The 25,520-nt window shown below is 61.4% G+C and carries 19 protein-coding genes and 1 pseudogene; 10 read left to right on the forward strand and 10 right to left on the reverse strand.

What is annotated here, in order from left to right; genetic code table 11:
• Window positions 1-11: 11 nt before the first annotated feature.
• Complete coding sequence (locus tag R1A29_RS01185) at window positions 12-467, reverse strand: tRNA (cytidine(34)-2'-O)-methyltransferase (protein WP_438300433.1); 456 nt, start codon at window positions 465-467, stop codon at window positions 12-14.
• Here R1A29_RS01185 and R1A29_RS01190 point away from each other — a divergent pair.
• Window positions 466-906 (forward strand): hypothetical protein, encoded by a 441-nt coding sequence (locus R1A29_RS01190; RefSeq protein ID WP_114881099.1) that lies wholly within the window; start codon window positions 466-468, stop codon window positions 904-906. The two genes, R1A29_RS01185 and R1A29_RS01190, sit on opposite strands and share 2 nt — an antisense overlap.
• Window positions 907-1,316: 410 nt before the next feature.
• On the opposite strand, the gene ntrC is transcribed toward R1A29_RS01190, so the two are convergent.
• From ntrC to glnA, 5 genes are all read right to left on the reverse strand, one after another.
• Complete coding sequence (ntrC, locus tag R1A29_RS01195; RefSeq protein WP_085712778.1) at window positions 1,317-2,753, reverse strand: nitrogen regulation protein NR(I); 1,437 nt, start codon at window positions 2,751-2,753, stop codon at window positions 1,317-1,319.
• A complete protein-coding gene (gene glnL / locus R1A29_RS01200; protein WP_085712779.1) occupies window positions 2,750-3,835 on the reverse strand; it encodes a nitrogen regulation protein NR(II) in 1,086 nt (361 codons plus the stop codon). Before glnL ends, ntrC begins: the two co-directional genes overlap by 4 nt.
• A 231-nt stretch (window positions 3,836-4,066) precedes the next feature.
• Window positions 4,067-4,690 (reverse strand): DUF4124 domain-containing protein, encoded by a 624-nt coding sequence (locus R1A29_RS01205; RefSeq protein WP_438300434.1) that lies wholly within the window; start codon window positions 4,688-4,690, stop codon window positions 4,067-4,069.
• Window positions 4,687-5,196 (reverse strand): DUF4124 domain-containing protein, encoded by a 510-nt coding sequence (locus R1A29_RS01210; RefSeq protein ID WP_438300435.1) that lies wholly within the window; start codon window positions 5,194-5,196, stop codon window positions 4,687-4,689. Before R1A29_RS01210 ends, R1A29_RS01205 begins: the two co-directional genes overlap by 4 nt.
• A 144-nt stretch (window positions 5,197-5,340) precedes the next feature.
• The gene (glnA, locus tag R1A29_RS01215) at window positions 5,341-6,747 is read right to left on the reverse strand and encodes a glutamate--ammonia ligase (RefSeq protein ID WP_085712782.1); all 1,407 of its coding nucleotides are present in this window, start codon (window positions 6,745-6,747) and stop codon (window positions 5,341-5,343) included.
• Between the two features lie 327 nt (window positions 6,748-7,074).
• Here glnA and thiI point away from each other — a divergent pair, with 327 nt between their 5' ends.
• Entirely contained in the window at window positions 7,075-8,529 is a 1,455-nt protein-coding gene (gene thiI / locus R1A29_RS01220; RefSeq protein WP_085712783.1) for a tRNA uracil 4-sulfurtransferase ThiI, read from the forward strand.
• Window positions 8,530-8,668: 139 nt separating this feature from the next.
• Window positions 8,669-10,489 carry a translational GTPase TypA gene (gene typA / locus R1A29_RS01225; RefSeq protein ID WP_085712784.1) on the forward strand — a complete coding sequence of 607 codons (1,821 nt, stop codon included), beginning with the start codon at window positions 8,669-8,671 and terminating at the stop codon, window positions 10,487-10,489.
• Between the two features lie 278 nt (window positions 10,490-10,767).
• On the opposite strand, the gene R1A29_RS01230 is transcribed toward typA, so the two are convergent.
• Window positions 10,768-11,205, reverse strand: a complete 438-nt coding sequence (locus tag R1A29_RS01230; protein ID WP_007952500.1) for a YkgJ family cysteine cluster protein — start codon at window positions 11,203-11,205, stop codon at window positions 10,768-10,770.
• Between the two features lie 258 nt (window positions 11,206-11,463).
• Here R1A29_RS01230 and R1A29_RS01235 point away from each other — a divergent pair, with 258 nt between their 5' ends.
• The 5 genes from R1A29_RS01235 (at window position 11,464) to R1A29_RS01255 (ending at window position 20,786) form a co-directional block, all read left to right on the forward strand.
• A complete protein-coding gene (locus R1A29_RS01235; RefSeq protein WP_134825186.1) occupies window positions 11,464-13,914 on the forward strand; it encodes a glycogen/starch/alpha-glucan phosphorylase in 2,451 nt (816 codons plus the stop codon).
• A gap of 102 nt (window positions 13,915-14,016) precedes the next feature.
• Window positions 14,017-17,613, forward strand: a complete 3,597-nt coding sequence (locus R1A29_RS01240; RefSeq protein ID WP_438300436.1) for a DUF2339 domain-containing protein — start codon at window positions 14,017-14,019, stop codon at window positions 17,611-17,613.
• Window positions 17,610-18,974 carry a DUF3999 domain-containing protein gene (locus R1A29_RS01245; RefSeq protein WP_438300437.1) on the forward strand — a complete coding sequence of 455 codons (1,365 nt, stop codon included), beginning with the start codon at window positions 17,610-17,612 and terminating at the stop codon, window positions 18,972-18,974. Before R1A29_RS01240 ends, R1A29_RS01245 begins: the two co-directional genes overlap by 4 nt.
• Before the next feature lie 195 nt (window positions 18,975-19,169).
• Window positions 19,170-20,180 carry a class 1 fructose-bisphosphatase gene (locus tag R1A29_RS01250; protein ID WP_065261556.1) on the forward strand — a complete coding sequence of 337 codons (1,011 nt, stop codon included), beginning with the start codon at window positions 19,170-19,172 and terminating at the stop codon, window positions 20,178-20,180.
• Window positions 20,181-20,183: 3 nt separating this feature from the next.
• Window positions 20,184-20,786 (forward strand): DUF924 family protein, encoded by a 603-nt coding sequence (locus R1A29_RS01255; protein ID WP_438300438.1) that lies wholly within the window; start codon window positions 20,184-20,186, stop codon window positions 20,784-20,786.
• Between the two features lie 203 nt (window positions 20,787-20,989).
• Here R1A29_RS01255 and R1A29_RS01260 read toward each other — a convergent pair whose 3' ends face one another.
• Together R1A29_RS01260 and R1A29_RS01265 are read right to left on the reverse strand one after the other, a co-directional pair.
• A complete protein-coding gene (locus tag R1A29_RS01260) occupies window positions 20,990-21,754 on the reverse strand; it encodes a methyl-accepting chemotaxis protein (RefSeq protein ID WP_371320915.1) in 765 nt (254 codons plus the stop codon).
• A gap of 93 nt (window positions 21,755-21,847) precedes the next feature.
• A pseudogene (locus R1A29_RS01265) lies at window positions 21,848-22,882 on the reverse strand (HAMP domain-containing protein); the annotation flags it as partial.
• Window positions 22,883-23,164: 282 nt separating this feature from the next.
• Here R1A29_RS01265 and R1A29_RS01270 point away from each other — a divergent pair.
• Together R1A29_RS01270 and R1A29_RS01275 are read left to right on the forward strand one after the other, a co-directional pair.
• On the forward strand, window positions 23,165-23,419 hold the full coding sequence (locus R1A29_RS01270) for a hypothetical protein (protein WP_007952486.1): 255 nt from the start codon (window positions 23,165-23,167) through the stop codon (window positions 23,417-23,419).
• A 31-nt stretch (window positions 23,420-23,450) separates the two neighbouring features.
• Window positions 23,451-24,020: a lipocalin family protein gene (locus R1A29_RS01275; RefSeq protein ID WP_438300439.1), complete on the forward strand. Its 570-nt coding sequence runs from the start codon at window positions 23,451-23,453 to the stop codon at window positions 24,018-24,020.
• A gap of 48 nt (window positions 24,021-24,068) precedes the next feature.
• Here the strand turns inward: R1A29_RS01275 and R1A29_RS01280 are convergent, their stop codons facing one another.
• Entirely contained in the window at window positions 24,069-25,433 is a 1,365-nt protein-coding gene (locus R1A29_RS01280) for a formimidoylglutamate deiminase (protein WP_438300440.1), read from the reverse strand.
• Window positions 25,434-25,520 lie beyond the last annotated feature (87 nt).

The following is a 25,520-nucleotide window of genomic DNA, read 5'->3' on the forward strand; positions in this document are numbered from 1 at the left end:
GGCGGTGATCGTTACTTGAAGCCGTTCTGCCGCCACGCTTCGTACACGGCCACTGCCACGGTGTTGGACAGGTTCAGGCTGCGGCAGCCTTCGCGCATCGGCAGACGCAGGCGCTGTTCGGCAGGCAGGGCATCCAGCACTTCCGGCGGCAGGCCACGGCTTTCCGGGCCAAAGATGAAGGCATCGCCCGGGACGAACGCGGCATCGTGAAACGGTCGCGAACCCTTGGTGGTGAAGGCGAACAGCCGTGGGTGGCCGAGCCTTTCCAGGCAGCTGGCGAGGTCGGCGTGGCGTTGCAGCGTGGCGTACTCGTGGTAGTCGAGACCGGCACGACGCAGGCGCTTGTCGTCCATCTCGAAGCCCAGCGGTTCGATCAAATGCAGGTGGCAGCCGCTGTTGGCGCACAGCCTGATAACGTTACCGGTGTTCGGTGGAATTTCCGGTTGAAAAAGGATGACGTGAAACATGCACGGCTCCGAAGGTAAAGATGACGCGCATTCTACGCCGCCAGCCGACCCACGTTCGAAACTATTCCCGCGAGTCATGGCTTCGCTGGCGATTTTCGGCCTGATGGTCGGGATGATGATCGGCCGTTTGACCACGCCTGACCCGAGCGTCCTGCAGCAGGTCGAGGTGATCGATGGCGGTCTGGCGGTCTGGTTCAACAATGAACCGAAGCTGCATGGCGAAATCGTCGATGGCACGCTCGCCCTGTTGTTTCAGGCCGAGGGCAAGGCACAAAAGGGCCAGTTGAAGCTCAACGGCAAGGACGTGAACTGGCGGACTCGGTTGAGTGACGGTGGTTTGCTGTTGACGGTGCTGGCAGCGCGGCCGCTGCAAGGGGAGTGGGCCGGCCAGGCGGTCGATGACCGCTGGCGGCTGGAGATCCGTCTCCGGGAGCAATAAAAGAGGGAATCCCCGGCCTGCCTGTACCAAGGTTCCCGAAACGGGCGGGCTCATCGCATGGCGTGCTGAGCCGGTGTAAAGAAGGAACCCCTGACCTGCCTGTATCAAGGGCCCCAAAAGGGTGGGCTTGATGAGCCCGGTGTAAAGAGGGGAATCCCCGGCCTGCCTGTACCAAGGCCCCCGAAAGGGTGGGTGAATCGAATCACCTGAAAGGGTTATTGCAGGGGGCGTGCCAGTTTTTATCGTTTTGAAACAAAAAAGCCTGACACCATGACGAAGGCCCCGTAATACGGGGCCTTCGTCTTTTCACCGGAAGGCTTTTTCAGCGTGTTGCGATACCAGGTTGAGTCAGCGACCGTGCCCGATTACGGGTCACGGTGCCTTGCGGCGGTGCAGGCTGGCTCTGAATCTCAGCCTTCATCACCCTCATCGTCATCCCCGCCATCGACCTTCATGCCGAGCTCCTTGATCTTGCGGGTCAAGGTATTGCGGCCCCAGCCCAGCAGCACCGCCGCGTCACGGCGACGCCCGGCAGTGTGCTTCAACGCCGTCTCGATCATGATCCGCTCGAACGCCGGCACCGCGCTGTCGAGCAGGCTCGACTGACCGCGCGCCAGAGCCTGATCGGCCCACTGGCGCAGCGCCTGCTCCCAGTTGGTCACCGGTGCAGAATCCTGCGGCAGGCTCAGCAGTTCCGGTGGCAGGTCGCCGATGTGCACTTCGCGCCCGGACGCCATCACCGTGATCCAGCGGCAGGTGTTTTCCAGCTGCCGCACGTTGCCCGGCCATGGCAGGTTCTTCAGGTATTCCTCGGTCTCGCTTTTCAGCAACTTCGGCTCCACCGCCAGTTCCTGCGCGGCGCGGCTGAGGAAGTGCTTGGCCAGGGTCGGGATGTCTTCGCGACGGTCCGACAGGCGCGGAATATGGATGCGGATCACGTTGAGGCGGTGGAACAAGTCCTCACGGAATTTCCCGGCGTGGACCAGGGTTTCCAGATTCTGGTGAGTCGCGGCGATGATCCGTACATCAACCTTGACCGGCACATGCCCGCCGACGCGATAGAACTCGCCGTCGGCCAGCACCCGCAACAGTCGGGTCTGGGTGTCTGCCGGCATGTCGCCGATTTCATCGAGGAACAGCGTGCCGCCATCGGCCTGTTCGAAACGCCCGCGACGCAGGTTGGCTGCGCCGGTGAACGCGCCTTTCTCGTGGCCGAACAGCTCGGATTCCATCAGGTCCTTCGGGATCGCCGCCATGTTCAGCGCGATGAACGGTGAAGCCGCCCGTGGGCTGTGGCGGTGCAGGGCATGGGCCACCAGTTCTTTACCGGTGCCGGATTCGCCATTGATCAATACGGTGATGTTGGAGTGGCTCAGACGCCCGATGGCACGAAACACTTCCTGCATCGCCGGCGCTTCGCCGATGATTTCCGGGGTGCGGGTCAGGGCCGGCACCACTTCCAGGCCTTGCTGCTCCTGGGCGTGCTGGTTGGCGCGCTTGACCAGCGACACCGCTTCGTCGACGTCGAACGGCTTGGGCAGGTATTCGAATGCGCCGCCCTGATAGGAGGCGACAGCGCTGTCCAGATCGGAGTGCGCGGTCATGATGATGACCGGCAGTCGTGGGTGCTGCTCGCGAATCCGCGCCAGAAGATCCAGACCGCTGGCACCCGGCATGCGAATGTCGGAGATGATCACGTCCGGCTGCTGGCGGGCCAGGCGGCTCATCACGCCATCGGCACTGTCGAAGCTCTGGGTGGTCATGCCTTCCTGTTGCAGGGCTTTTTCCAGGACCCAGCGGATAGAACGGTCGTCATCGACGATCCACACGGTTTCACTACGGCTCATGTCGATGTGGCTCCTTGTTCCAGTGGCAGAAAGATCGAGAAGGTGGTGTGGCCTGGATGGCTGTCACACTCGATCAGGCCCTGGTGCTGGCTGATGATGTTCTGGGTGATGGCCAGGCCGAGTCCGGTACCGTCCGGACGTCCGCTGACCATGGGAAAGAAAATGGTTTCCTGGAGTTCCGCCGGGATCCCCGGGCCGTTGTCGATGATCTCGATCTTGGTCACCAGACGATGGCGGATATGGCCGATGGTGAACTGGCGCATGGCGCGGGTGCGCAGGCTGATGCGGCCCAGGCGCAGCTCGTTCTGACTGCTGATCGCCTGCATCGCGTTGCGCACGATGTTCAGGACTGCCTGAATCATTTGCTCGCGGTCGATCAGCACGTCCGGAATGCTCGGGTCGTAATCGCGCACCAGCGTGATGCAGCCCTGGCTTTCGGCCTCGACCAGCTGGCAGACGCGCTCCAGCACTTCGTGGACGTTGCACAGTGCCAGCGACGGCAGTTTGTTCGAGCCGAGCATGCGGTCGACCAGATTGCGCAGGCGGTCGGCCTCTTCGATGATCACGTTGGTGTAGTCGCGCAGGCTGTCCTCCGGCAGCTCCCGGGCCAGCAATTGCGCGGCGCCACGGATGCCGCCCAGCGGATTTTTGATCTCGTGGGCGAGGCCGCGCACCAGCATCTTGCTGGTTTCCTGCTTGGACAGTTGCGCCTCTTCCTTGGTGATCCGCAGCAAGCGGTCGCGAGGGTGAACCTCCAGCAACAACAGGGTCGCGCCGCTGCTCAGGATCGGTGTCACCGCGTAGTCCACGGTCAGGGTCTGGCCGGTGAGGGCGGTGAGCATCGCTTCGCGCTTGGTGAACGGGTGCGCCTGTTCCACCGCCTGGCGCAACGAATTGAGCGCCTCGGTGGATTCGGTGAACAGCTCGCTGATGAACTGGCCATGGCTGCGCTGACCGCTGATGGCCAGCAGCATCTCCGCCGCAGGGTTCATGTACTCGAGGCGCAATTCGGCGTCGAGCAGGATGGTGGCGGTGGTCAGGTTGTCGAGCAGCAATCGGTGGAGTGCGTCGCTTATGGTCATCAGGACCTCTTTTGGAGCAAGGCGTGCGCGAGAAACGAAGCGCCGGTGCGAGGAAAATGCAAAAACCAAACCAAGGCTCCGAAAAGAAGCGTTCATCCCCTGAAACGGGCGTTTGACGCTCGTTTGCGTGGCGATCAGCCGGCCCTGGCGGGTACTTTCGAACCAAAATGGGTTGGATTGTGAGTACGGTGCAGACTGTTGCACCAATATAGTGCGCAAAGCTGAACGGCGTTAGAAGAAACGCAGGAAGGGGTTTTTCGGTTCGACGGGTTTGTCTTTCAACGGGCATTCCGGGCGAACGCCGTAGTCGTCGGTGGTGCAGGGTTTGACCTGACGCTTCTGGGCCAAGGAAATGCGCTGCATATGGAACGGCTGATTGGCCGTGCGCTCGACGATGCGGTCCTGCGCATCAAGGATCTCCACCGACAGGTTATGGCTGCCGCGATCGATATTGCTCAGCGGGAACACCGGGCTCAGCCCGGGTTCGCCGGTGGGCTGGCCGTCCAGCAGCAGGCGATAGCGATGACCTTTTTGCAGACCGGGTTCGCTGGTGACGCTGACGATCAATTCGCCGGCGCTGCTGCGAATGGTCGCGTCCGGCTCGGGAACCAGCACCCGCAGCATGTCGTAGCGGAACAGCGGTTGCTCCGCTGATTTTTTTGCCGTGGTGATGGGCGCCGCCCCGGTCGGGTTCGAGGCCATGCGATTGCTGGTGGCCAGTGGCACGCGCTTGGCGTTGCCGCGCGGTTGATCGGTATAGACCCGATTGCCCTGTGAATCGACATAAGTGAAGACTTCGGCGGATGCGCCAAGCGCAAACAGGGCCAGACACACGGCAATCAATCCGCGAGTCATGGCTTGTGCACCCGCTGCACGGTAAAGACCACCGCCGGACTCTGCTGAATGATCGCCTCGCCATCGATCACCTGAACCGCCAGCCGATGCTCGCCCCGGTCGACGTTCACCAGTTGCAGGATCGGCACATTGCTCGGCTGGCCGTAAGGCGCGTCGTCCAGCAACAGACGCAATTGATGCGGCGGTTGCAGGCGCGGCTTGATCAGCACGCTGACGGTGAACGTGCCGTTGTTGGCGCGCAGGGCTTCTTCGGTGGGGAGGCCGGTCAGCTCCAGCACTTCATAGGCATTGCGCGCAGGCGCGCGGTTGGCCGTGTCCGACGACGGCGCACTCGGTGCCTGAGGCTGGACGCTGTTGAGCGGCGGCAACTCCACCGGCTGCGCCTTCACGCCGTCCGGCGCATGATCGCTGTACACCGTGTTGCCGTTGGCGTCGGTGTACTTGTAGATCTGCGCGGCGGCGGGCAGGGCGATCAGCAACAGGATGTAGAGAAAGGTGCGACCCATGAAATCGACCGGAAACGAAAACGATGGGTTGCAGCATAGGCCAGTCGGGCGGGGATGGCTCGGGTGGTAAACATCCGGCCAATAAAAAAGGCCTCCCGAAGGAGGCCTCTCTTTTGTCACGCCGCGTAGCGCAGCGCTACCGGATCAGCAGCTGTAGTACAGCTCATATTCCAGTGGGTGTACGAAGGTGCGGACCTTGATTTCTTCTTCGGATTTCAGCGCGATGTAGGCATCGATGAAGTCGTCGGAGAACACGCCGCCCTTGGTCAGGAACGCACGGCCCTTGTCCAGCTCTTCCAGGGCTTCTTTCAGGCTGCCGCAAACTTGCGGGATCTCTTTCGCCTCTTCAGGCGGCAGGTCGTACAGGTTTTTGTCAGCGGCATCGCCTGGGTGGATCTTGTTCTGGATACCGTCCAGACCGGCCATCAGCAGTGCTGCGAAAGCCAGGTACGGGTTGGCAGCCGGATCCGGGAAACGTGCTTCGATACGACGGCCGCGTGGGCTGTTGACGTAAGGAATACGGATCGAGGCGGAACGGTTGCGAGCCGAGTAGGCCAGCATCACCGGAGCTTCGAAACCTGGCACCAGACGCTTGTAGGAGTTGGTGGCCGGGTTGGTGAAGCCGTTCAGGGCCTTACCGTGCTTGATGATACCGCCGATGAAGTACAGGGCGGTCTCGGACAGGCCGGCATAACCTTCGCCAGCGAAGGTGTTCTTGCCATCTTTGGCGATGGACATGTGAACGTGCATACCCGAACCGTTATCGCCGTACAGAGGCTTCGGCATGAAGGTCGCGGTGCGGCCATAGGCATCGGCCACGTTGTGGACAACGTATTTCAGAGTCTGAACTTCGTCAGCTTTCTTCACCAGGGTGTTGAACTTGACACCAATTTCGTTTTGACCGGCAGTCGCCACTTCGTGGTGGTGAACTTCAACGGTCTGACCCATTTCTTCCAGTGCGTTGCACATGGCGGTACGGATTTCGTGGTCGTGGTCGAACGGCGGAACCGGGAAGTAGCCGCCTTTCACGCCTGGACGGTGGCCCTTGTTGCCGCCTTCCACGTCCTGGTCGGACATCCACGAGCCTTGCTCGGAGTAGATCTTGAACATCGAACCGGAGATGTCGGACTTGAACTTCACTTCGTCGAAGATGAAGAACTCAGGCTCTGGACCGGCGAATACGGTGTCACCGATACCGGTGGTCTTCAGGTATTCCTCGGCACGGTGGGCGATGGCGCGCGGGTCGCGATCGTAACCTTGCATGGTCGAAGGTTCGATGATGTCGCAGACCAGGATCAGGGTCGGCTCTTCGGTGAACGGGTCCAGAACGGCGGTTTCGTCGTCCGGCAGCAGGATCATGTCGGAGGCTTCGATGCCTTTCCAGCCAGCGATGGAGGAACCGTCGAACATCTTGCCAACTTCGAAGAAGTCGTCTTCCAGCGCATCGCGAGCCGGCATGGTCACGTGGTGCTGAGTGCCTTTGGTGTCCGTGAAGCGCAGATCAATCCACTTGACGTCATGATCTTTGATGAGTTGAACCGACTTCGACATAGTGTCCTCCGGGTGGCTTAGGGCTGGTAGTGGATGCCCTTAAATGTTGGTGATGCCGGCGCGAATACTCTGCCAAGGCAACCTGCCTCACAAGGGAGCAAATTGCATGCCAGTGCCCCAGCATGGGTTTTTTGCCCCAAATTCACGCTTATTAAGGTGCGAAACGCATAAAGGCTGAAAATCTCGCCCTTTAATGTAGCGCCATAAGTCGAAAATGACCCGTTTTGGTGCATGCAAAACCTTCTGCACATTAACTGGTTAAACCTTGAGCAATTTCCGCTATAATCCGCGCCCCCTTTTTCGGCTGGCCCAGCGCGCGCTGTTTTCATGAAACTAATCGTAAAAGTCTTCCCCGAGATCACTATCAAAAGCCGACCTGTCCGGACGAAATTCATCCGCCAGCTGGCCAAGAACATCCGCACCGTGCTCCGCGACCTGGACCCGGCCGTGGTGGTGAACGGCGTGTGGGACAATCTCGAGCTGGAAACCCGCGTGACCGATCCCAAGGCCCTGAAAGAGATGGGGGAGCGCCTGACCTGCATGCCGGGCATCGCGCACTTTCTGCAGATCGACGAGTACCCGCTGGGCGACTTCGACGACATCACCGAGAAGTGCAAGCAGCACTACGGCGATGCACTGGCCGGGAAGATTTTCTCGGTGCGCTGCAAACGTGCGGGCAAGCATGCATTCAGCTCGATGGACGTCGAAAAATACGTCGGCAGCAAGCTGCGCCGTGAGTGCGGTGCCGCCGGAATCGACCTGAAAGCGCCGGAAATCGAAGTCCGCATCGAAGTTCGCGACAAACGGTTGTTTGTCATCCACAGCCAGCACAATGGCATCGGCGGCTACCCGCTCGGTGCGCTGGAGCAGACGCTGGTATTGATGTCCGGGGGCTTTGACTCGACGGTTGCGGCCTACCAGATCATGCGTCGCGGCCTCATGGCGCACTTCTGCTTCTTCAATCTGGGCGGTCGTGCCCACGAATTGGGCGTGATGGAAGTCGCGCATTTCATCTGGAAGAAGTACGGCAGCTCGCAACGCGTGCTATTTGTCAGTGTTCCATTTGAAGAAGTCCTGGGCGAAATTCTCGGCAAGGTCGATAACAGTCATATGGGCGTCGTATTGAAGCGTATGATGTTGCGCGCCTCCTCGGCCATCGCCGAGCGCCTGCATATTGATGCGCTGGTCACCGGCGAGGCGATCTCCCAGGTGTCGAGCCAGACGCTGCCGAACCTGTCGGTGATCGACTGCGTGACCGACAAACTGGTCCTGCGTCCGCTGATCGTCGCCCACAAGCAGGACATCATCGACACGGCCAACGAGATCGGCACCGCCGATTTCGCCCGGCACATGCCGGAGTACTGCGGGGTCATTTCGGTCAATCCGAAGACCGCCGCCAAACGTGGCCGGGTCGAGCACGAAGAGCAGGAATTCGACATGGCGGTGCTCGAGCGTGCGCTCGCAAACGCCAGACTGGTGCCGATCGATCGGGTGATCGACGAATTGGGCCAGGATTTGCAAATCGAAGAAGTCAGCGAGGCACTGGCCGGCCAGATCGTCATCGACATCCGTCACCCGGATGCCGCCGAGGATGAGCCGCTGGAACTCGAGGGCATAGAAGTACAGACGATGCCGTTCTATGCAGTGAACGCACGTTTCAAGGAACTGGACCCTACTCGCCAGTACCTGCTGTATTGCGACAAAGGCGTGATGAGTCGCCTGCATGCTCACCATTTGCTCAGTGAGGGGCATGCCAATGTGCGCGTTTATCGACCGAGCTAAGTGCCCGGGGCTGTTTGCCTGTGGCCTGCGTCACCGGCCCCCCGACACCGCCGTCAAGCTGTAACGGCCATGCCGGACACTACTGCTAATCGCTGCCAAGACTTGTCAGCAAACCGAATCCTCTGATCGAGATACACAAGTGATCGAAAATCTACGCAACATCGCCATCATTGCCCACGTTGACCATGGTAAGACCACCCTGGTAGACAAACTCCTGCGTCAATCCGGCACCCTGGAGCGCAACGAGCTCAACGACGAGCGCGTGATGGACTCCAACGACCAGGAAAAAGAGCGCGGCATTACCATTCTGGCGAAAAACACCGCCATCAACTGGAACGGCTACCACATCAACATCGTGGACACCCCGGGCCACGCCGACTTCGGCGGCGAAGTTGAACGCGTAATGTCCATGGTTGACTCCGTGCTGCTGCTGGTCGACGCCCAAGACGGCCCTATGCCGCAAACCCGTTTCGTGACCAAGAAGGCTTTCGAAGCCGGCCTGCGTCCGATCGTGGTGATCAACAAGGTTGACCGTCCGGGCGCGCGTCCTGACTGGGTTCTGGACCAGATCTTCGATCTGTTCGACAACCTGGGCGCTACCGAAGAACAACTGGACTTCCAGGTTGTTTACGCTTCGGCCCTGAACGGCATCGCCGGTCTGGACCACACCGCCATGGGCGAAGACATGACCGCGCTGTACCAAGCGGTTGTCGACCACGTTCCAGCGCCAGCTGTTGACCGTGACGGTCCGTTCCAGATGCAGATCTCCGCTCTGGACTACAACAGCTTCCTGGGTGTTATCGGTGTTGGCCGTATCGCTCGTGGTCGCGTCAAGCCGAACACTCCGGTTGTGGCTATCGACGCCAACGGCAAGCGCCGCAACGGTCGTATCCTGAAGCTGATGGGTCACCACGGTCTGCACCGCGTTGACGTTGAAGAAGCAGCTGCGGGCGACATCGTCTGCATCAGCGGTTTCGACGAGCTGTTCATCTCCGACACCCTGTGCGACATCAACACCGTCGAGGCGATGAAGCCTCTGACCGTTGACGAGCCAACCGTTTCCATGACCTTCCAGGTAAACGACTCGCCATTCTGCGGTAAAGAAGGCAAGTTCGTGACCTCCCGTAACATCAAGGATCGTCTGGACAAAGAGCTGCTGTACAACGTTGCACTGCGCGTTGAAGAAGGCGACTCGGCTGACAAGTTCAAGGTATCCGGCCGTGGTGAGCTGCACCTCTCGGTACTGATCGAAACCATGCGTCGCGAAGGCTTCGAGCTGGCCCTGGGCCGTCCTGAAGTGATCATCCGTGAAGTTGACGGCGTGAAGCAGGAACCGTTCGAAAACGTGACCATCGACATCCCTGAAGAATCCCAGGGCAAGGTCATGGAAGAAATGGGTCTGCGTAAAGGCGACCTGAGCAACATGGTGCCGGATGGCAAGGGCCGTGTTCGTCTGGAATACAACATCCCTGCTCGCGGTCTGATCGGTTTCCGTAACCAGTTCCTGACCCTGACCAACGGTGCTGGCATCCTGACCTCGATCTTCGATCGTTACGCTCCAGTGAAGTCGGGCCACATGTCCGGCCGTCAGAACGGCGTTCTGGTTTCGGTTGAAACCGGCAAGGCACTGACCTACTCCCTGGAAACCCTGCAGGCTCGTGGCAAGCTGTTCGTAGAACACGGCCAGGAGATCTACAACGGTCAGATCGTTGGTCAGAACTCCCGTGACAACGACCTGGGCGTGAACCCAACCAAAGGCAAGAAGCTCGACAACATGCGTGCTTCGGGTAAAGACGAAACCATCGCTCTGGTCCCACCTGTTCGCTTCACCCTGGAACAGGCTCTGGAATACATCCAGGAAGACGAGCTGTGCGAAGTTACTCCTAAGTCCATCCGTCTTCGCAAGAAGATCCTGGACGAAAGCGAGCGTACCCGCGCTGCCAAGAAAGCCAAGGCGTAATTTAGCCCTGGCTTAAAAAAACGCCCCCGGTCGAGAGACCGGGGGCGTTTTTGTTTGTCTGGGGGAATGTGGAGTGGACCTTGAAGATCAAGAGCCCCTCACCCTAGCCCTCTCCCGGAGGGAGAGGGGACTGGTACGGGGATGCTCAAGAATTACGCCGACTTGATAGGCCTTTACCGAATCCATAATCAACACGGTTTTTCAGGTTGATGGATGGCGCAAGACACCTCGGTCGGCTCCCTCTCCCTCCGGGAGAGGGCTGGGGTGAGGGTCGGCTTTTAGAACCGTTCGATCGACCGCGAATTCTGCACCCGCTCCACTTCCTTCGGCTTGTATGCGCAATACCCCGGGCGCGGGCCGATTTTCGGGTGGTTGCGGCAGGTGTCCGGGCGCTTGTCATAAATGGTGCACAGCCGGCTCTTGCGATCCAGGTAGTAGCAATCGTTGTTGCTCATGCGCTGCAGGGTGAAGATCCCCGACTTCTGGTTGAAGCGCTCCACCAGACCTTCCTTTTGCAGGCGCTTGGCGATGTTCTTCGGCGGGTCGCCCAGTTCGAACTCGTCGACCACACCGATGCGCACCAGATCCTTGATCTTGACCTCGACCGGCAGCGTGCAGCAGCTGGAAACGCACGAGCCGCACATCGGGGCCGAATATTTGGCCCAGGTATCGAGACGGTCGATCTCGGCTGCGGCGATCAGGTTGGGCTTCATCATCGGGGTTTACCAGGCGTGTGCATCAGGGCGCGCGATCATACCGGGACTGGTGGATTTTTGAACAACCTTTCGCCAGATTTTTTCTTTCTGTCATGAGCAGGGTCGAGAATTCGGCACGGCCCCTGCATTCATTCAGGCATTCGCCAAGGTATTGCCGGACGATCCCGCACTCTCAGGAAAAACTGCCGAACCAGAGCCACCACCGTCGGTCAGACCGTCTAGGCTCTGACAATTCCCCGCTCGCTCGAGGTCCTATCGATGACTCAAGAACCACTAGTTCGCGAAGCAGAGGTGGCCGCATTCCGCGACGCCGTCCTGACCAAACTCACCTACGCGGTGGGCAAAGACCCGGATCACGCCTTCGACCATGACTGGTTCGAAGCCATCGCCCTGGCAGCCCGGGACCACATGGTCGAGCACTGGATGGACCACACCCGGCAGATCTACCGCAAAGGTCAGAAGCGGGTGTATTACCTCTCGCTGGAATTTCTCATCGGCCGTTTGCTGTACGACAGCCTGAGCAACCTCGGTCTGCTCGACGTCGCCCGTGAGGCGCTGACCGAACTGGGTGTGGATCTGGAGCGCATCCGCCTGCTGGAGCCCGACGCCGCGCTGGGCAACGGTGGCCTCGGACGGCTGGCGGCGTGCTTCATGGAAAGCATGTCGACCCTGGGCATCGCCGGTCACGGTTATGGCATTCGCTATGAGCACGGGCTGTTCCGCCAGGCCATCGTCGACGGCTGGCAGCAGGAGCAGACCGAGCACTGGCTGGATTTCGGCAACCCGTGGGAGTTCGAGCGGCCGGAGGTCGTCTACAGCATCGGCTTCGGTGGCAGCGTCGAGACCGTCACCGATGTCAGCGGCAAGAGCAAACAGGTCTGGCACCCGGCGGAAACGGTGCGGGCAATTGCCTACGACACTCCGGTGGTCGGCTGGCGCGGGGCGAGCGTCAACACCTTGCGCTTGTGGCGCGCCCGGGCGATGGAGGACTTGCACCTGGAGCGCTTCAACGCCGGTGACCACCTGGGCGCTGTGGCCGAAGTGGCCCGGGCCGAAAGTATCTCCCGCGTTCTTTATCCGGCAGACAGCACCGAGGCCGGTCAGGAACTGCGCCTGCGTCAGGAATACTTCTTCGTCGCGGCGTCGCTTCAGGATCTGCTGCGCCGTCATCGCAACATGCACACCTCGGTGCTGACCCTCGGCGATCACGCGTCAATCCAGCTCAACGACACTCACCCCTCGATCGCCGTCGCCGAACTGATGCGTCTTCTGGTGGATGTCTACGACGTGGCCTGGGACGCGGCGTGGCAAGTCACCGTCGATACGCTGTCGTACACCAACCACACGCTGCTGCCCGAAGCACTGGAAACCTGGCCGGTGGGCCTGATGGAACGCATGCTGCCGCGGCACATGCAGATCATTTACCTGATCAACGCCCAGCACATCGATTCGTTGCGGGCCAAGGGCATTCACGATTTCGACGTGCTGCGCGCGGTGTCGCTGATCGAGGAAGACAACGGCCGCCGGGTGCGCATGGGCAATCTTGCGTTCCTCGGCTCCCACAGCGTCAACGGCGTGTCGGGCCTGCACACGCAACTGATGCGCAAGACCGTGTTCGCCGAACTGCACAAGCTCTATCCGGAGCGGATCAACAACAAGACCAACGGCATCACCTTCCGCCGCTGGTTGTACCAGGCCAACTCCGAACTGACCTCGATGCTGGTGGATGCCCTCGGCCCGGATGTGCTGGACAACCCCGAAGAGCGCCTGCTGGACCTTGAACCGTTCGCCGAAAAAGCGGCCTTCCGCAAGGCCTTCGCCGAGCAGCGGCTGCACAGCAAAAAAGCGCTGGCCTACCTGATCCACGAGCGTCTGGGGATTGCGGTCAACCCGGCGGCGATGTTCGACGTGCAGGTCAAAAGGATCCACGAGTACAAGCGTCAGTTGCTCAACCTCATGCACACCGTGGCCTTGTATCAGGCGATTCGTGCCCAGCCGGAAACCGACTGGGTGCCGCGAGTGAAGATCTTCGCCGGCAAGGCGGCGGCCAGTTATCACCAGGCCAAGCTGATTATCAAACTGACCAACGATATCGCCCGGGTGGTGAACAACGACCCGACCGTACGCGGGTTGCTGAAGGTGGTGTTCCTGCCCAACTACAACGTCAGTCTGGCGGAGAGCATCATCCCGGCGGCGGATTTGTCCGAGCAGATCTCCACCGCCGGTTTCGAGGCGTCGGGCACCAGCAACATGAAGTTCGGCCTCAACGGCGCGCTGACCATCGGTACCCTCGACGGTGCCAACGTGGAAATGTGCGAACGCATCGGCGCCGAGCACATGTTCATTTTTGGTCTGAGCGCCCAGCAGGTCGAAGCGCGCAAGCAGAATCACGAGTTCAGCGCGGTGCCGGACATTGCGGCGTCCCATCGCCTCAATGACGTGTTGCAGGCGATCCGCAGCGGCGTGTTCTCGCCGGATGACACGTCGCGTTACACCGGGCTGATCGATTCGCTGGTGGACTACGACCGCTTCCTGGTCTGCGCCGACTTCGATTCTTACTGGGAAGCGCAGATGCGCGTCGATGCGCTCTGGCACGACTCCAACAACTGGTGGCGTTCGGCGGTGCTGAACACCGCGCGGATGGGCTGGTTCTCGTCGGACCGGACGATTCGCGAGTACGCCACGGATATTTGGAAGGCGCTGGAGTAACTTTTAGCGACAAATGTGCGCCCGGCCCCACGCTTGTTGGGCCGGGCCGATATACTGAGCCCTGATTTCGCCCCGTTCCGGGGCTGCTCAGGGATATCGACCATGCAATGGATGTTCATGTTGATCGGGCTGCTGCTCGGTTGGCTGCTCGACGAGTCGTTCAGTTCCGCGCTGTTGGGCGCGCTGCTGGGCCTGGTGATAGGCCAGACGATCCGGATCGCCCGGCTCGGCTCGCAAAGTGCCGAGCACAAGACTCAACTTGAACAGGCGAAAGTCGCTCTGCAGGCTGTCGAACAGCGGCTGTTCCTGCTCGAAGGCGCCGGTGTGCGTACCACGCCGCCCAGTGTCGAGCCGACTACCCAAGTCGCTGTCGAGCCGGTCCTGGTCGCCGAAGAAGCCCCTGCCAATGCCCCCGAGCTGGTCTGGGAACTGCCGCCCGAACTTGAACCGATCTCCGCTGTGGCCAGCGAAACCAGTCAACCTTTGCCGGCGGATGTCTGGCAGCTCGACGCCGTAACCCCCGACACTCCCGAACCGCAGCAACCTGCCGAACCCCGTGGCCCGAACCTCATCGAGCGCGGCATCAGTGCTGCGCGCAACTGGCTGTTCGGTGGCAACACCGTGCTGCGGGTTGGTGTGGTGCTGCTGTTCTTCGGCCTGGCCTTCCTGCTGCGCTACGCCACCGAAGGCATGGTGGTGCCGATCGAAATGCGTTACGCCGGGGTCGCGGCGGCGGCGCTGGGATTGCTGGCGCTGGGCTGGTGGTTGCGCCATCGCAACACGAGCTACGCCTTGATGCTGCAGGGCACCGGGATCGCGGTGTTGTACCTGACGGTGTTTGCGGCGATGCGCCTGCACCCGCTGCTCGATCCGTCTGCCGCGCTGGGATTGCTGGTCGCCGTGACGGTGTTCTCGGCCATTCTGGCCATCACTCAGGATTCCCTGGCTTTGGCCTGCGTTGCGGCCTTGGGCGGTTTCGCCGCGCCAATCCTGACCTCTACCGGCGCCGGCAACCATGTCGCGCTGTTCAGCTATTTCGCGTTGCTCAACGCCGGCATTCTGGCCATCGCCTGGTTCAAGGCCTGGCGCCTGCTCAACCTGATCGGCTTCGTCGGCACCTTCGGCATCGGTTTCGCATGGGGCCTGCGTTCGTATGCGCCGGAATTGCTGTGGAGCACCGAGCCGTTCCTGATTCTGTTCTTCCTGATGTACCTGGCCATCGGCCTGCTGTTCGCCCGGCGCAAGTTGTTGGACATGCCGGACGCCCCGGCGGAAGGCGATCGCGAGGCGCTGCTGCAGTGGTCGACGCGCAAGGGTGATTACGTCGACGGCACCATGCTGTTCGGTCCGCCGCTGGTGGGTTTCGGTCTGCAATTTGCGTTGGTGCAGCATCTGGAATTTGCCGCCGCGTTCAGCGCATTGGCTCTGGGCATGATTTACATGGCGCTCGCCCGGGTATTGATGGGTGGCCGAGCGCTGCTGCTGGGCGAAACTTGCCTGGCACTCGGGGTGATTTTCGCCAGCCTGGCGATTCCGCTGGGGCTGGATGCGCGCTGGACCTCCGCGGCCTGGGTGGTGGAGGGCGCGGGGATTTTCTGGCTGGGTCTGCGTCAACATCGCCCATTGGCCCGGGCGTTTGCGATGCTTCTGCAACTGGGTTCGGCGCTGGCGTTTACCAGCCACTTGCGCGCTGGCGAAGCCAGTCTGCTCGACGGTGCGCCGCTGGGCGCGTTGATGCTCGGGTTGGCGCTGCTATTCAGCTTCTATCAATTGCGCAAGGCGTTGCCGGACCAGACTTCGGCGTGGGAGCGCGAGAGCTTGCCGGTGATGGCCAGTCTGGGCCTGGGCTTCCTCTATCTGCTGGCGCCGCTGTTTTTCTTCGTTCAGGCCACGGCCATCAGTTGGGCATTGGCCGGATTGGTGACCTTGTTCGCCGGCTTGCGCCTGCAATCGCGCACATTCCTGTTCACCGCATTTGCCGTGCAACTGCTCGGCGGTGCGTTGTTCCTGTTGCGTCTGCAAGGGGCGGGCGAGGACTCGGCGGCCGTGTTCAGCGCTGGCTGGAGCGGTTTGCTCAGCGCCTCGCTGATCGGTCTGGCACTGATCGCCGGCATGTTGCTGGCGGCGCGCGACGAGATGGTGCGCAGCGATGTTCGCCTGCTGCGCGGCTTGTCGGTAGTGCTGCTGGCGGGTTTGGTGCTGATCAATCTGGCGGTGTTGTTCGTGCTGCCGTGGCAGACCGCAAGCGCGGTGTGGGCGGCCAGTGGCTTGCTGATCATCTGGCTCAGTCTGTACCTCAAGCAGCGCGTGAGTTTTGTCTTCGGTCTGTTGTTGCAGTTGATCGGCGGCGCGGCGTTCTTGCTGGCCGGTCCCGAACTGCTCGGGCCGCTGTCCAGCGAGGGTCTGCGACCGCTGGCCCATGGCGGATTCTGGACGCCACTGGTGCTTGGGCTGGCAGCGATGATCGGTGCGTGGCGCCTGCAATTGGGTAATCACGCTTCGGCATTCGATGTGCTGAGTTTGCAGCGGTTGTCCGAAGTGCTGCTGGTGTGGGGCGCCGGTTGGTGGGCATTGGCGTGGATCAGTGAGGTGCTGCGTTTTGCGCCGCTGAATCTGCAAGCGACGTTGTTGCTGCTGGTCGCCGCGTTGAGTGTCGCGTTGTGGACGCTGTTGGCATTGCGCCTGAAATGGCCGTCGCTCGGGTTGCTCTGCACCCTACTGATTCCGGCGGCCGGACTGGTGTTGCTTGCAGCGTGGCACTCGCGTTATCACCCGGCGGCGAACTTCGGCTGGCTGGCGTGGGCGGCGGTGTTCGCGGTGCATTTCTTCAGCCTGCGGCGTCTGGCGCCGATGCTGCCGGCGCGAGCCTTGAGCATGGCGCATGTGCTCGGTTGCTGGCTGCTGATCGGCATGCTGGCGCTGGAGTTGCGCTACGGCTTGCTGCTGTTGTCCGAGCAATACAACGCCTGGCGCTGGCTGGGCTGGGCGATTCTGCCGAGCGTGTATCTGTTGCTGATGGCTGCACCGCGCAACTGGCCGTGGCCGGTGGCTGCGTTCCCTCGCGAGTACCGCCTGTACGCGGCGGCGCCGCTGGCGGTGTTGATGCTCGTCTGGTTCTGGCTGGCGAACGGGGTGAGCGACGGCAACGCCGAACCGCTGCCTTACGTGCCGCTGATCAACCCGCTGGAGCTGGGCCTGCTGATCGCGTTGTTCAGTGTTTATGTCTGGTCGCGTAGCGCGGTAGCCAAGCTGTCGATCCGCAAGGATTACGCCGCTCACGCCTCGCAACTGATCGCCGGTGTTTCGCTGTTCGCCTTCTGCACCGCGCTGGTGACCCGCGCCGCGCACCATTGGGCCGGGATCCCGTTCGAGCTGGACCTGCTGCTCGAATCGATGCTGGTGCAGGCGGGGCTGTCCATCGTCTGGACGCTGATGGCGCTAGGGCTGATGATCGGCGGGCACCTGCGCCATCGCCGCGAAGTGTGGCTGATCGGTGCGGCGCTGATTGCGCTGGTGGTGGCCAAACTGATTTTTGTCGAATTGAGCAACCGTGGCGGACTGGCGCGGATCGTCTCGTTTATCGGCGTCGGCGTGTTGCTGCTGGTGGTGGGTTACTTCGCGCCACTGCCGCCCAAACGCGTCGAAGCTGCACCGGCGGCGGACAAACCGGCCCCGGAAACCGAAGGAGTGTCGTCTTGAGTCGCAAGCTTAATCTCGGGTGGCTGTTGCTGGGTGTGGCCATGACGGCCGGCGCCCAGGAAAAACCGGCGGACTTTGCCGCGCAGGTGCCGTTGTCGGTCAGCGGCTCCGGCCCGTGGTATCGCCTCGAACTGCCGCTGAGCGTGCAATTGCAGGCCCGCCAGACCGATCTCAGTGACCTGCGGGTGTTCAACGCCGCCGGTGAACCGCAGGCCTATGCGCTGGCCCGGGAATCGGCGCAAACCCGTGACGACGGCCACATGAACACGGTGAAGTGGTTCCCGCTGTACAACTCGGCGGATGCCACCGAACGCGCGCCGAGTGTGCGCGTGCAGTCGACGACCACCGGCACGCTGGTGGAAGTGCAACCCTCCAGCCAACTGGAAGCGGGCGAGGAAGTGCTGCGCGGCTGGCTGCTGGATGCCAGTGCGATCAAGGCACCGTTGCAGCAACTGATCCTCGACTGGACCAGCGAGCGCGACGGTTTCCAGCGTTTCAGCATCGAGGCCAGCGACGACCTGCAGCACTGGCAACCCTGGGGTGAAGGCCAGGTCGCGCGCCTGACTTTTTCCGATGAACGCATCGAACAGCATGAAGTCGCGCTGCCGGGGCAATCGGCGCGCTATCTGCGGTTGTTGTGGGATTCGCCCAATGCGGCCCCGACCCTGACTTCGGCGCAGTTGAAAAGCAGCGACCCGCAAAACCTGCCGTTGCCGCTGGTCTGGTCGCCAGCGCTGGCCGGCAGCAGCACCAAGGCCGGGGAATACACCTGGCAGTTGCCGATGGGGCTGAATGTCGAGCGGGTCCAGGTCGAATTGAAACAGCCCAACAGCCTGGCACCGGTGACGCTGGCGGGACGCCGCGAAACCAGTCTGCCATGGCAGCCGTTGAGCAGCGGTCTGCTCTATCGCCTGACCCAGAATGGCCAGGACGTGGTGCAGAACGAATTGCAGCTTTACGGGCAGACCGTCCAGCAGTTGAAGCTGACAGTCGACGAACGCGGCGGCGGCCTCGGCGAACAGGCGCCGAGCATCAAGTACGCGGTGCGCGCCACTCAGGTGATCTTTCTTGCACGCGGTGACGGGCCTTACAGCCTGGCGCTGGGCAATCCGACGGTGAGAACGGCGAACCTGCCGCTGAGCACGCTGATCCCCGATTTCAAACCGGAGAAACTGGCCACGTTGGGCAAGGCCACGGTACAGGGCGATGCAGTCGCGACGCAGACAACGACGGCGACGACAGCAGCTGTCGCCGAGACCAACTGGAAGAAAATCGGATTGTGGGCGGTATTACTGTTGAGTGTGCTGTTTCTGGCCGCGATGGCCTTCAGTCTGCTGCGCAAGCCGCCGGCGAAGCCCTGAATAAGACGGGTGTGGCCTCCACACCCGTCGGGTTTCCAACTACGCTGAATCCCGTGCCTGAACTCTCCCGGTTCGATCACGTCTGATAGCAGGAATTGCACCCGACGCACGTTAGCGGGCGTCATTGCTCGCTACGGTTTCAGACTCCCTGTAAACTGCGCGGGTTTTCAGCCCCCCATTCCACCGGAGCCGTCCATGTCCCGCGTTACCCTGAGTCGCTATTTGATTGAGCAGACCCGCAGCAACAACACTCCTGCCGATCTGCGCTTCCTGATCGAAGTGGTGGCGCGTGCCTGCAAAGAGATCAGCCACGCCGTGTCCAAAGGCGCCCTCGGCGGTGTTCTGGGCAGCATGGGCACGGAAAACGTGCAAGGCGAAGTGCAGAAGAAGCTCGACGTGCTGTCGAACGAAATCCTGCTCGAAGCCAACGAGTGGGGCGGTCACCTGGCCGGCATGGCGTCCGAAGAAATGGACAACGCCTACCAGATCCCGGGCAAATACCCGAAAGGCGCCTACCTGCTGGTATTCGACCCGCTGGACGGTTCGTCGAACATCGACATCAACGCGCCGGTCGGCACCATCTTCTCGGTACTGCGCTGCCCGAACGAATACCTGAGCCAGAACGAAGCCCTGAATGAAAAGGCCTTCCTGCAGCCGGGCACCCAGCAGGTTGCAGCCGGTTACGCGATCTACGGTCCGCAGACCATGCTGATCCTGACCCTGGGCAACGGCGTGAAGGGCTTCACCCTTGATCGCGAAATGGGCAGCTTCGTCCTGACCCACGAAGACATCACCATTCCTGAAAGCACCCAGGAATTCGCCATCAACATGTCCAACCAGCGTCACTGGGAAGCCCCGGTACAGCGCTACGTTTCGGAACTGCTGGCCGGTGAAGAAGGCCCGCTGAAGAAGAACTACAACATGCGTTGGGTCGCGGCGATGGTTGCCGACGTGCACCGCATCCTGACCCGTGGCGGTCTGTTCATGTACCCGCGCGACAGCCGCGAGCCGTCCAAGCCAGGCAAACTGCGCCTGATGTACGAAGCCAACCCGATGTCGTTCCTGGTGGAACAGGCAGGCGGCGCTTCCACCGACGGTCACCAGCGCATTCTCGACATCCAGCCTGAAGGCCTGCACCAGCGCGTAGCGGTGTTCCTCGGCTCGAAAGAAGAAGTCGCCCGCGCCACGGCTTACCACAAGGAATAAACCATGACCGCGCCCTGGCAGCCGTTGCTCGATTGGTGGTTCGGTCATGCCGAGTCAGCGACTGAAGTGACGGCACAACAGGGCAAGTTGTGGTTCGGCAAGAAAGACAGTCAGGACCTCGAAGCGCGTGAGCGTTTCGGGGTCTTTGTCGATCAGGCCCTCGCCGGCGAATTGACCGAGTGGACGCAACGTCCCGAAGGTTGGCTGGCGGTGGTGCTGCTGCTCGATCAGCTCCCGCGAATGATCTTTCGCGATACACCCAAGGCTTTTTCCGGCGATCTGCGGGCGCAGAAACTGGTTGCCCAAGGCATCGCGGCGGATTTCGACCGGCAGTTGAAACCGATTCAGCGCCTCTTCATCTACCTCGTCTTCGAACACTGCGAAAACCTTGCGGTGCAGAATGAAGCAGTCTCGCGATTCATCGAATTGGTGGCCGAACAGCCGGAGGCGGAGCGCGGGGTGTTTGCCGATAACCTGGATTATGCCGAGCGGCATCAACGGGTGATTGCGCGGTTTGGACGGTTTCCGCATCGCAATGCGGTGTTGGGGCGGGAGTCTACGGTTGAGGAGTTGGCGTTTTTGAAAGAGCCGGGGTCGCGTTTTTAGGGCGATTTTCGGCAACCTGAAAAACCAGCCCTCACCCTAACCCTCTCCCGGAGGGAGAGGGGACTGACCGAGGTGGATGTTCGAGTTACGCTGACTTGAAACACCGAGTTGAACTCAGGTCTGGAAAGCGACCGAGATCGGCTCCCTTTCCTCCCTCGCCCCCTTGGGGGAGAGGGTTGGGGTGAGGGGGTTAGCTCTTGATCTTAGATCCGGAAACTACCCACCAACTGCTTGAGTCGGGCAGCCTGCTGCTCCAGATCCGCACAAGCGCGCAACGTCGCCTGCAGGTTCTCCACACCTTCCTGGTTCAACGTGTTGATCTCGTTGATGTCGACGTTGATCGACTCGACCACTGCCGTCTGCTCTTCGGTCGCGGTCGCCACCGACTGGTTCATGCCGTCGATTTCGCCGATGCGCTGGGTCACGCTTTCCAGGCGCTCGCCGGCCTGGTTGGCGATGCCGACGCTGCTTTCGCTCTCGCGCTGGCTCTCAGTCATGATGCCGACCGCCTGACGTGCGCCGACCTGCAGTTCTTCGATCATGCTCTGCACTTGCTGCGCCGAGTCCTGGGTGCGGTGCGCCAGGTTGCGCACTTCGTCGGCGACCACGGCGAAACCACGACCGGCCTCACCGGCACGGGCCGCTTCGATGGCGGCGTTGAGCGCCAGCAGGTTGGTCTGCTGGGAGATGCTGGTGATCACTTCCAGAATCTGCCCGATGTTCACGGTGTTGCTGTTCAGGGTTTCGATGTTGCCGCAAGAGTCGCTGATCTTCGCCGACAGCTGCTGCATCGCGTGGATGGTTTTATCCACAACCTGCTGGCCGTCGACCGCCAGGCTGCGCGCGTCGCTGGAGTGCTGCGAGGCGAGGGCGGCGTTCTGGGCGATTTCCTGGGCGGCGGCGCCGAGCTGGTTGATCGCGGCGGCCACACTGTTGGTGCGCGAAGCCTGCTGGTCGGAATTGAACATCGACGAGTTGGACGCCGCGACTACGCGCAGGGCGACTTCGTTGACCTGCCCGGTGGCCGAGGACACTTCGCGGATCGAGGTGTGGATACGCTCGACGAAACGGTTGAACGACAAACCCAGCGCGCCGAACTCGTCGTGGCCATGGATCACCAGACGCTTGGTCAGGTCGCCTTCGCCTTCGGCGATGTCATGCATGGCGCGGCCCATGGTCAGCAGCGGTTGCATCAAAACGCGGATCAGCATGCCGAGCAGGGCGATGATGATCACCACGGCGATGACCATGGCGATCAGCGCCGAGGTACGGAACTCGCTGAGCATCGAGAACGCGGTGTCCTTGTCCAGCACCAGGCCCACGTACCAGTCGGCCGACGGCACGCCGTTGACGCGGGTAAAGGAGATCAACTGGGTCTTGCCGTCGAACTCGACTTCTTTCAGGCCCGGACTGACTTTCGGTGCCCCACTTGGGTAAGCCTCGGCCAGGGTCTTGAGCACCAGTTTGCTGTCCGGGTGGATCAGGATTTTGCCGTCGGCACTGACGATGAACGCGTGGCCGTGGCCGCCGAAGTTCAGCGAGTTGATGATTGCGCTGACGCTGCTCAGGTCGATGTCGGCGCCGGCCACGCCGATCATCTGGCCCTGACGCTGCACCGGGGTGGCGACGGTGATCACCAGTTTGCCCGACGACGCGGCGATGTACGGTTCGGTGACGATGGTTTGCTGCGCGCTGTTCGCGGCCTTGTACCAGCCACGGGCGCGTGGATCGTAATCCGGCGCGCGGTTGCCGGCCGGGACCGAGAACATCACGCCGTCGGCGCCGCCGAAATAGCTGAGCTGGAAATTGCCGGTGTAGGCGGGCAGGTCGATGATGCGCTTCAGGCTGGCCGGGGCGCTGCCGTCGGCGACAACCTGCTGCGACATCGATTGCAGCAACTGGATGCGGCTTTCCAGCCAGGTCTGGATGTTGCTGGTGGTCAGGCTGCCCAGTTCCTGCATGGACGCTTCGGTGCTGCTTTGCAGGGCTTCGCGTTGTCGATAGTCGTTGAACAAAATGAAACAGGCGAACGCTACGGCCACCACGAGGGCGGCAGCCAACAAGATCTTGTGGCTGAATTTCATGTTTCTGGTCATTAAGTGAGCTACCGCGAAGGGGCTGGTCAAGAAAGGGCGGCAATTTGCCACACTCTCGGGCTTTGCGCTGCTCTTATTTCGACCGCCGCGCGACAAAGATGAGGACGCTTTTGTTAAAGGCGACGAAATGCTCAATAGCCCTACAAAGTGTCTGATTTACCGATGAATGCCGGACGAGCGGGCCAATAAATAGCCACCTGCCGAGGGAACCAGACAGGGGTTTTCTCTTCTAAGCTTCTGGTTGGCGCCAGGCCATCCCCCTTCCGTTCCAGGAGTTACACCATGTCGCTGCGATCTATCGCCCTTCTGTCGTTTTGCGTGCTGTTGGCCGCATGCAGCAAGGTCAATCAGGAAAACTACTCGAAGCTCTCGGCCGGCATGGCCAAGGCCGAAGTGGAGACGCTGCTCGGCAAGCCCACTGATTGCTCGGGCGCGCTCGGCATGTCCAGTTGCACCTGGGGCGACAAGAACAGCTTTATCAGCGTGCAGTACGCCGGTGACAAAGTGTTGATGTTTTCCGGCCAAGGCCTGAAGTAAACCGGGGCTACGTGCCCACGGGAGAAAAACAATGAAGCGGTTATTGCTTGTCCTTTTTGCCGGCCTGGTACTGGCCGGCTGCGCCACCACCGGTGAAGATCCGCTGGCGCCCAAGACAGTCCACAGCGTCAACCTCAAGCGTTACCAGGGCACCTGGTACGAGCTGGCGCGACTGCCGATGTATTTTCAGCGCAACTGCGCACAATCCGAAGCCCGTTACACCCTCGAATCGGACGGCAACCTGGGCGTGTTCAACCGTTGCCTGACCAAGGACTGGCAATGGGAAGAGGTCAAGGGCACGGCTTATCCGCAGATGCCGGGCAAGACCGACAAATTGTGGGTCGAGTTCGATACCTGGTTTTCGCGGCTGATTCCGGGCTCGGCGAAGGGCCAATACTGGGTGCTGTACGTCAGCGACGACTACAAGACCGCCATCGTTGGCGACCCGAGCCGACGTTACCTGTGGCTGTTGTCTCGCACGCCGACCGTCAATGGTGTGGTGCGCGAAGAACTGCTGAGCAAGGCGCGTCAGCAGGGTTATGACACCACGCGTTTGATCTGGCGCGCGTCGGATCAGCAGATGGCCAAGACGTCCAACTGACGCACAACAAAAAACCTGTGGAGGTTGCCCTCCACAGGTTTTTTTGTGTCAGCCCAACAGCTCTCGCAGGACCTGGGTGAAGGCGCGATTGCTGTCCTCTTCCCCGGCATGTCGCCCCTCGCGAACGACCCACTGACCGTTGACCAGCACGTCCCGCACCTGACGGTCACCACCGGCAAACAGCCAGCGGTTGAGGATGCCGTCACCGCTGGCCGTGGCCAGGTACGGATCGCTGCCATCGAGCACAATCCAGTCGGCGCGTTTGCCGACCGCCAGCGCGCCGATCGGCTGGCCCAGCGCCTGAGCGCCACCGTCCAGTGCGGCGTCATACAACGTGCGGCCAACCATCGGCTGATCCGCGCCATACAAGCGATTGCGACGCTGGTCACGCAGACGCTGGCCGTATTCCAGCCAGCGCAGTTCTTCCACCACGCTCAACGACACATGGCTGTCGGAACCGATGCCCATGCGTCCGCCCTGAGCGAGGAAATCCACCGCCGGGAAAATCCCGTCGCCGAGGTTGGCCTCGGTGGTCAGGCACAGGCCGGCGATGGCGCGACTCTTGGCCATCAGCGTGACTTCTTCCGGATTGGCGTGTGTCGCGTGGACCAGGCACCAGCGCTGATCGACTTCGGTGTTTTCGTACAGCCATTGCAGTGGGCGGCGACCGCTCCAGCTCAGGCAGTCGTCGACTTCTTTCTGCTGTTCGGCGATGTGGATGTGCACCGGGCATTGCTTGTCGCTGGCCGCCAGCACTTCGCTGATTTGTTGCGGGGTGACCGCGCGCAACGAGTGGAAACACAATCCCAGCGACTGGGCCTTCTGCTGCGCCAGCAACGGTTGCAGGCGCGATTGCAGTTTCAGGTAGTTTTCGGTGCTGTTGATGAAGCGGCGCTGGCCTTCGTTCGGCGTCTGGCCGCCGAAACCGCTGTGGCTGTAAAGCACCGGCAACAGTGTCAGGCCGATACCGGCGGAGCTGGCGGCCTGGCTGATGCGCAACGCCAGCTCCGCCGGATCGGCGTACGGCTGACCGTTGTGATCGTGGTGAACGTAATGGAATTCGGCGACCGAGGTGTAACCGGCCTTGAGCATTTCGATGTACAGCTGACGGGCAATCACGCCGAGCTGGTCCGGGCTGATTTTTCCGACGAGCCGGTACATCAGATCGCGCCAGGTCCAGAAACTGTCATTGGGATTGCCGGCCACTTCTGCCAGCCCGGCCATCGCTCGCTGGAACGCGTGGGAGTGCAGATTCGGCATGCCCGGCAGCAGCGGACCGCTCAGCCGTTCGGCGCCGTCTGCGGTGGAATCGGCCTGGATTCGGGTCAACACGCCGGCGGCGCTGACCTCGAGACGTACATTGTTGGCCCATCCGTTAGGCAGCAGCGCGCGTTCGGCAAAGAAGGCGGACATGGTTCAGCACCCCATCGTGTGTTATTTGTATATACATATACAGACGTTTGCCTGCCCGGTAAACTCCGGCAAGCTAGCAACCTTATC

Origin of the sequence: Pseudomonas sp. NMS19W, assembly GCF_051554255.1 — a bacterium.
GTDB lineage: Bacteria > Pseudomonadota > Gammaproteobacteria > Pseudomonadales > Pseudomonadaceae > Aquipseudomonas > Aquipseudomonas kribbensis.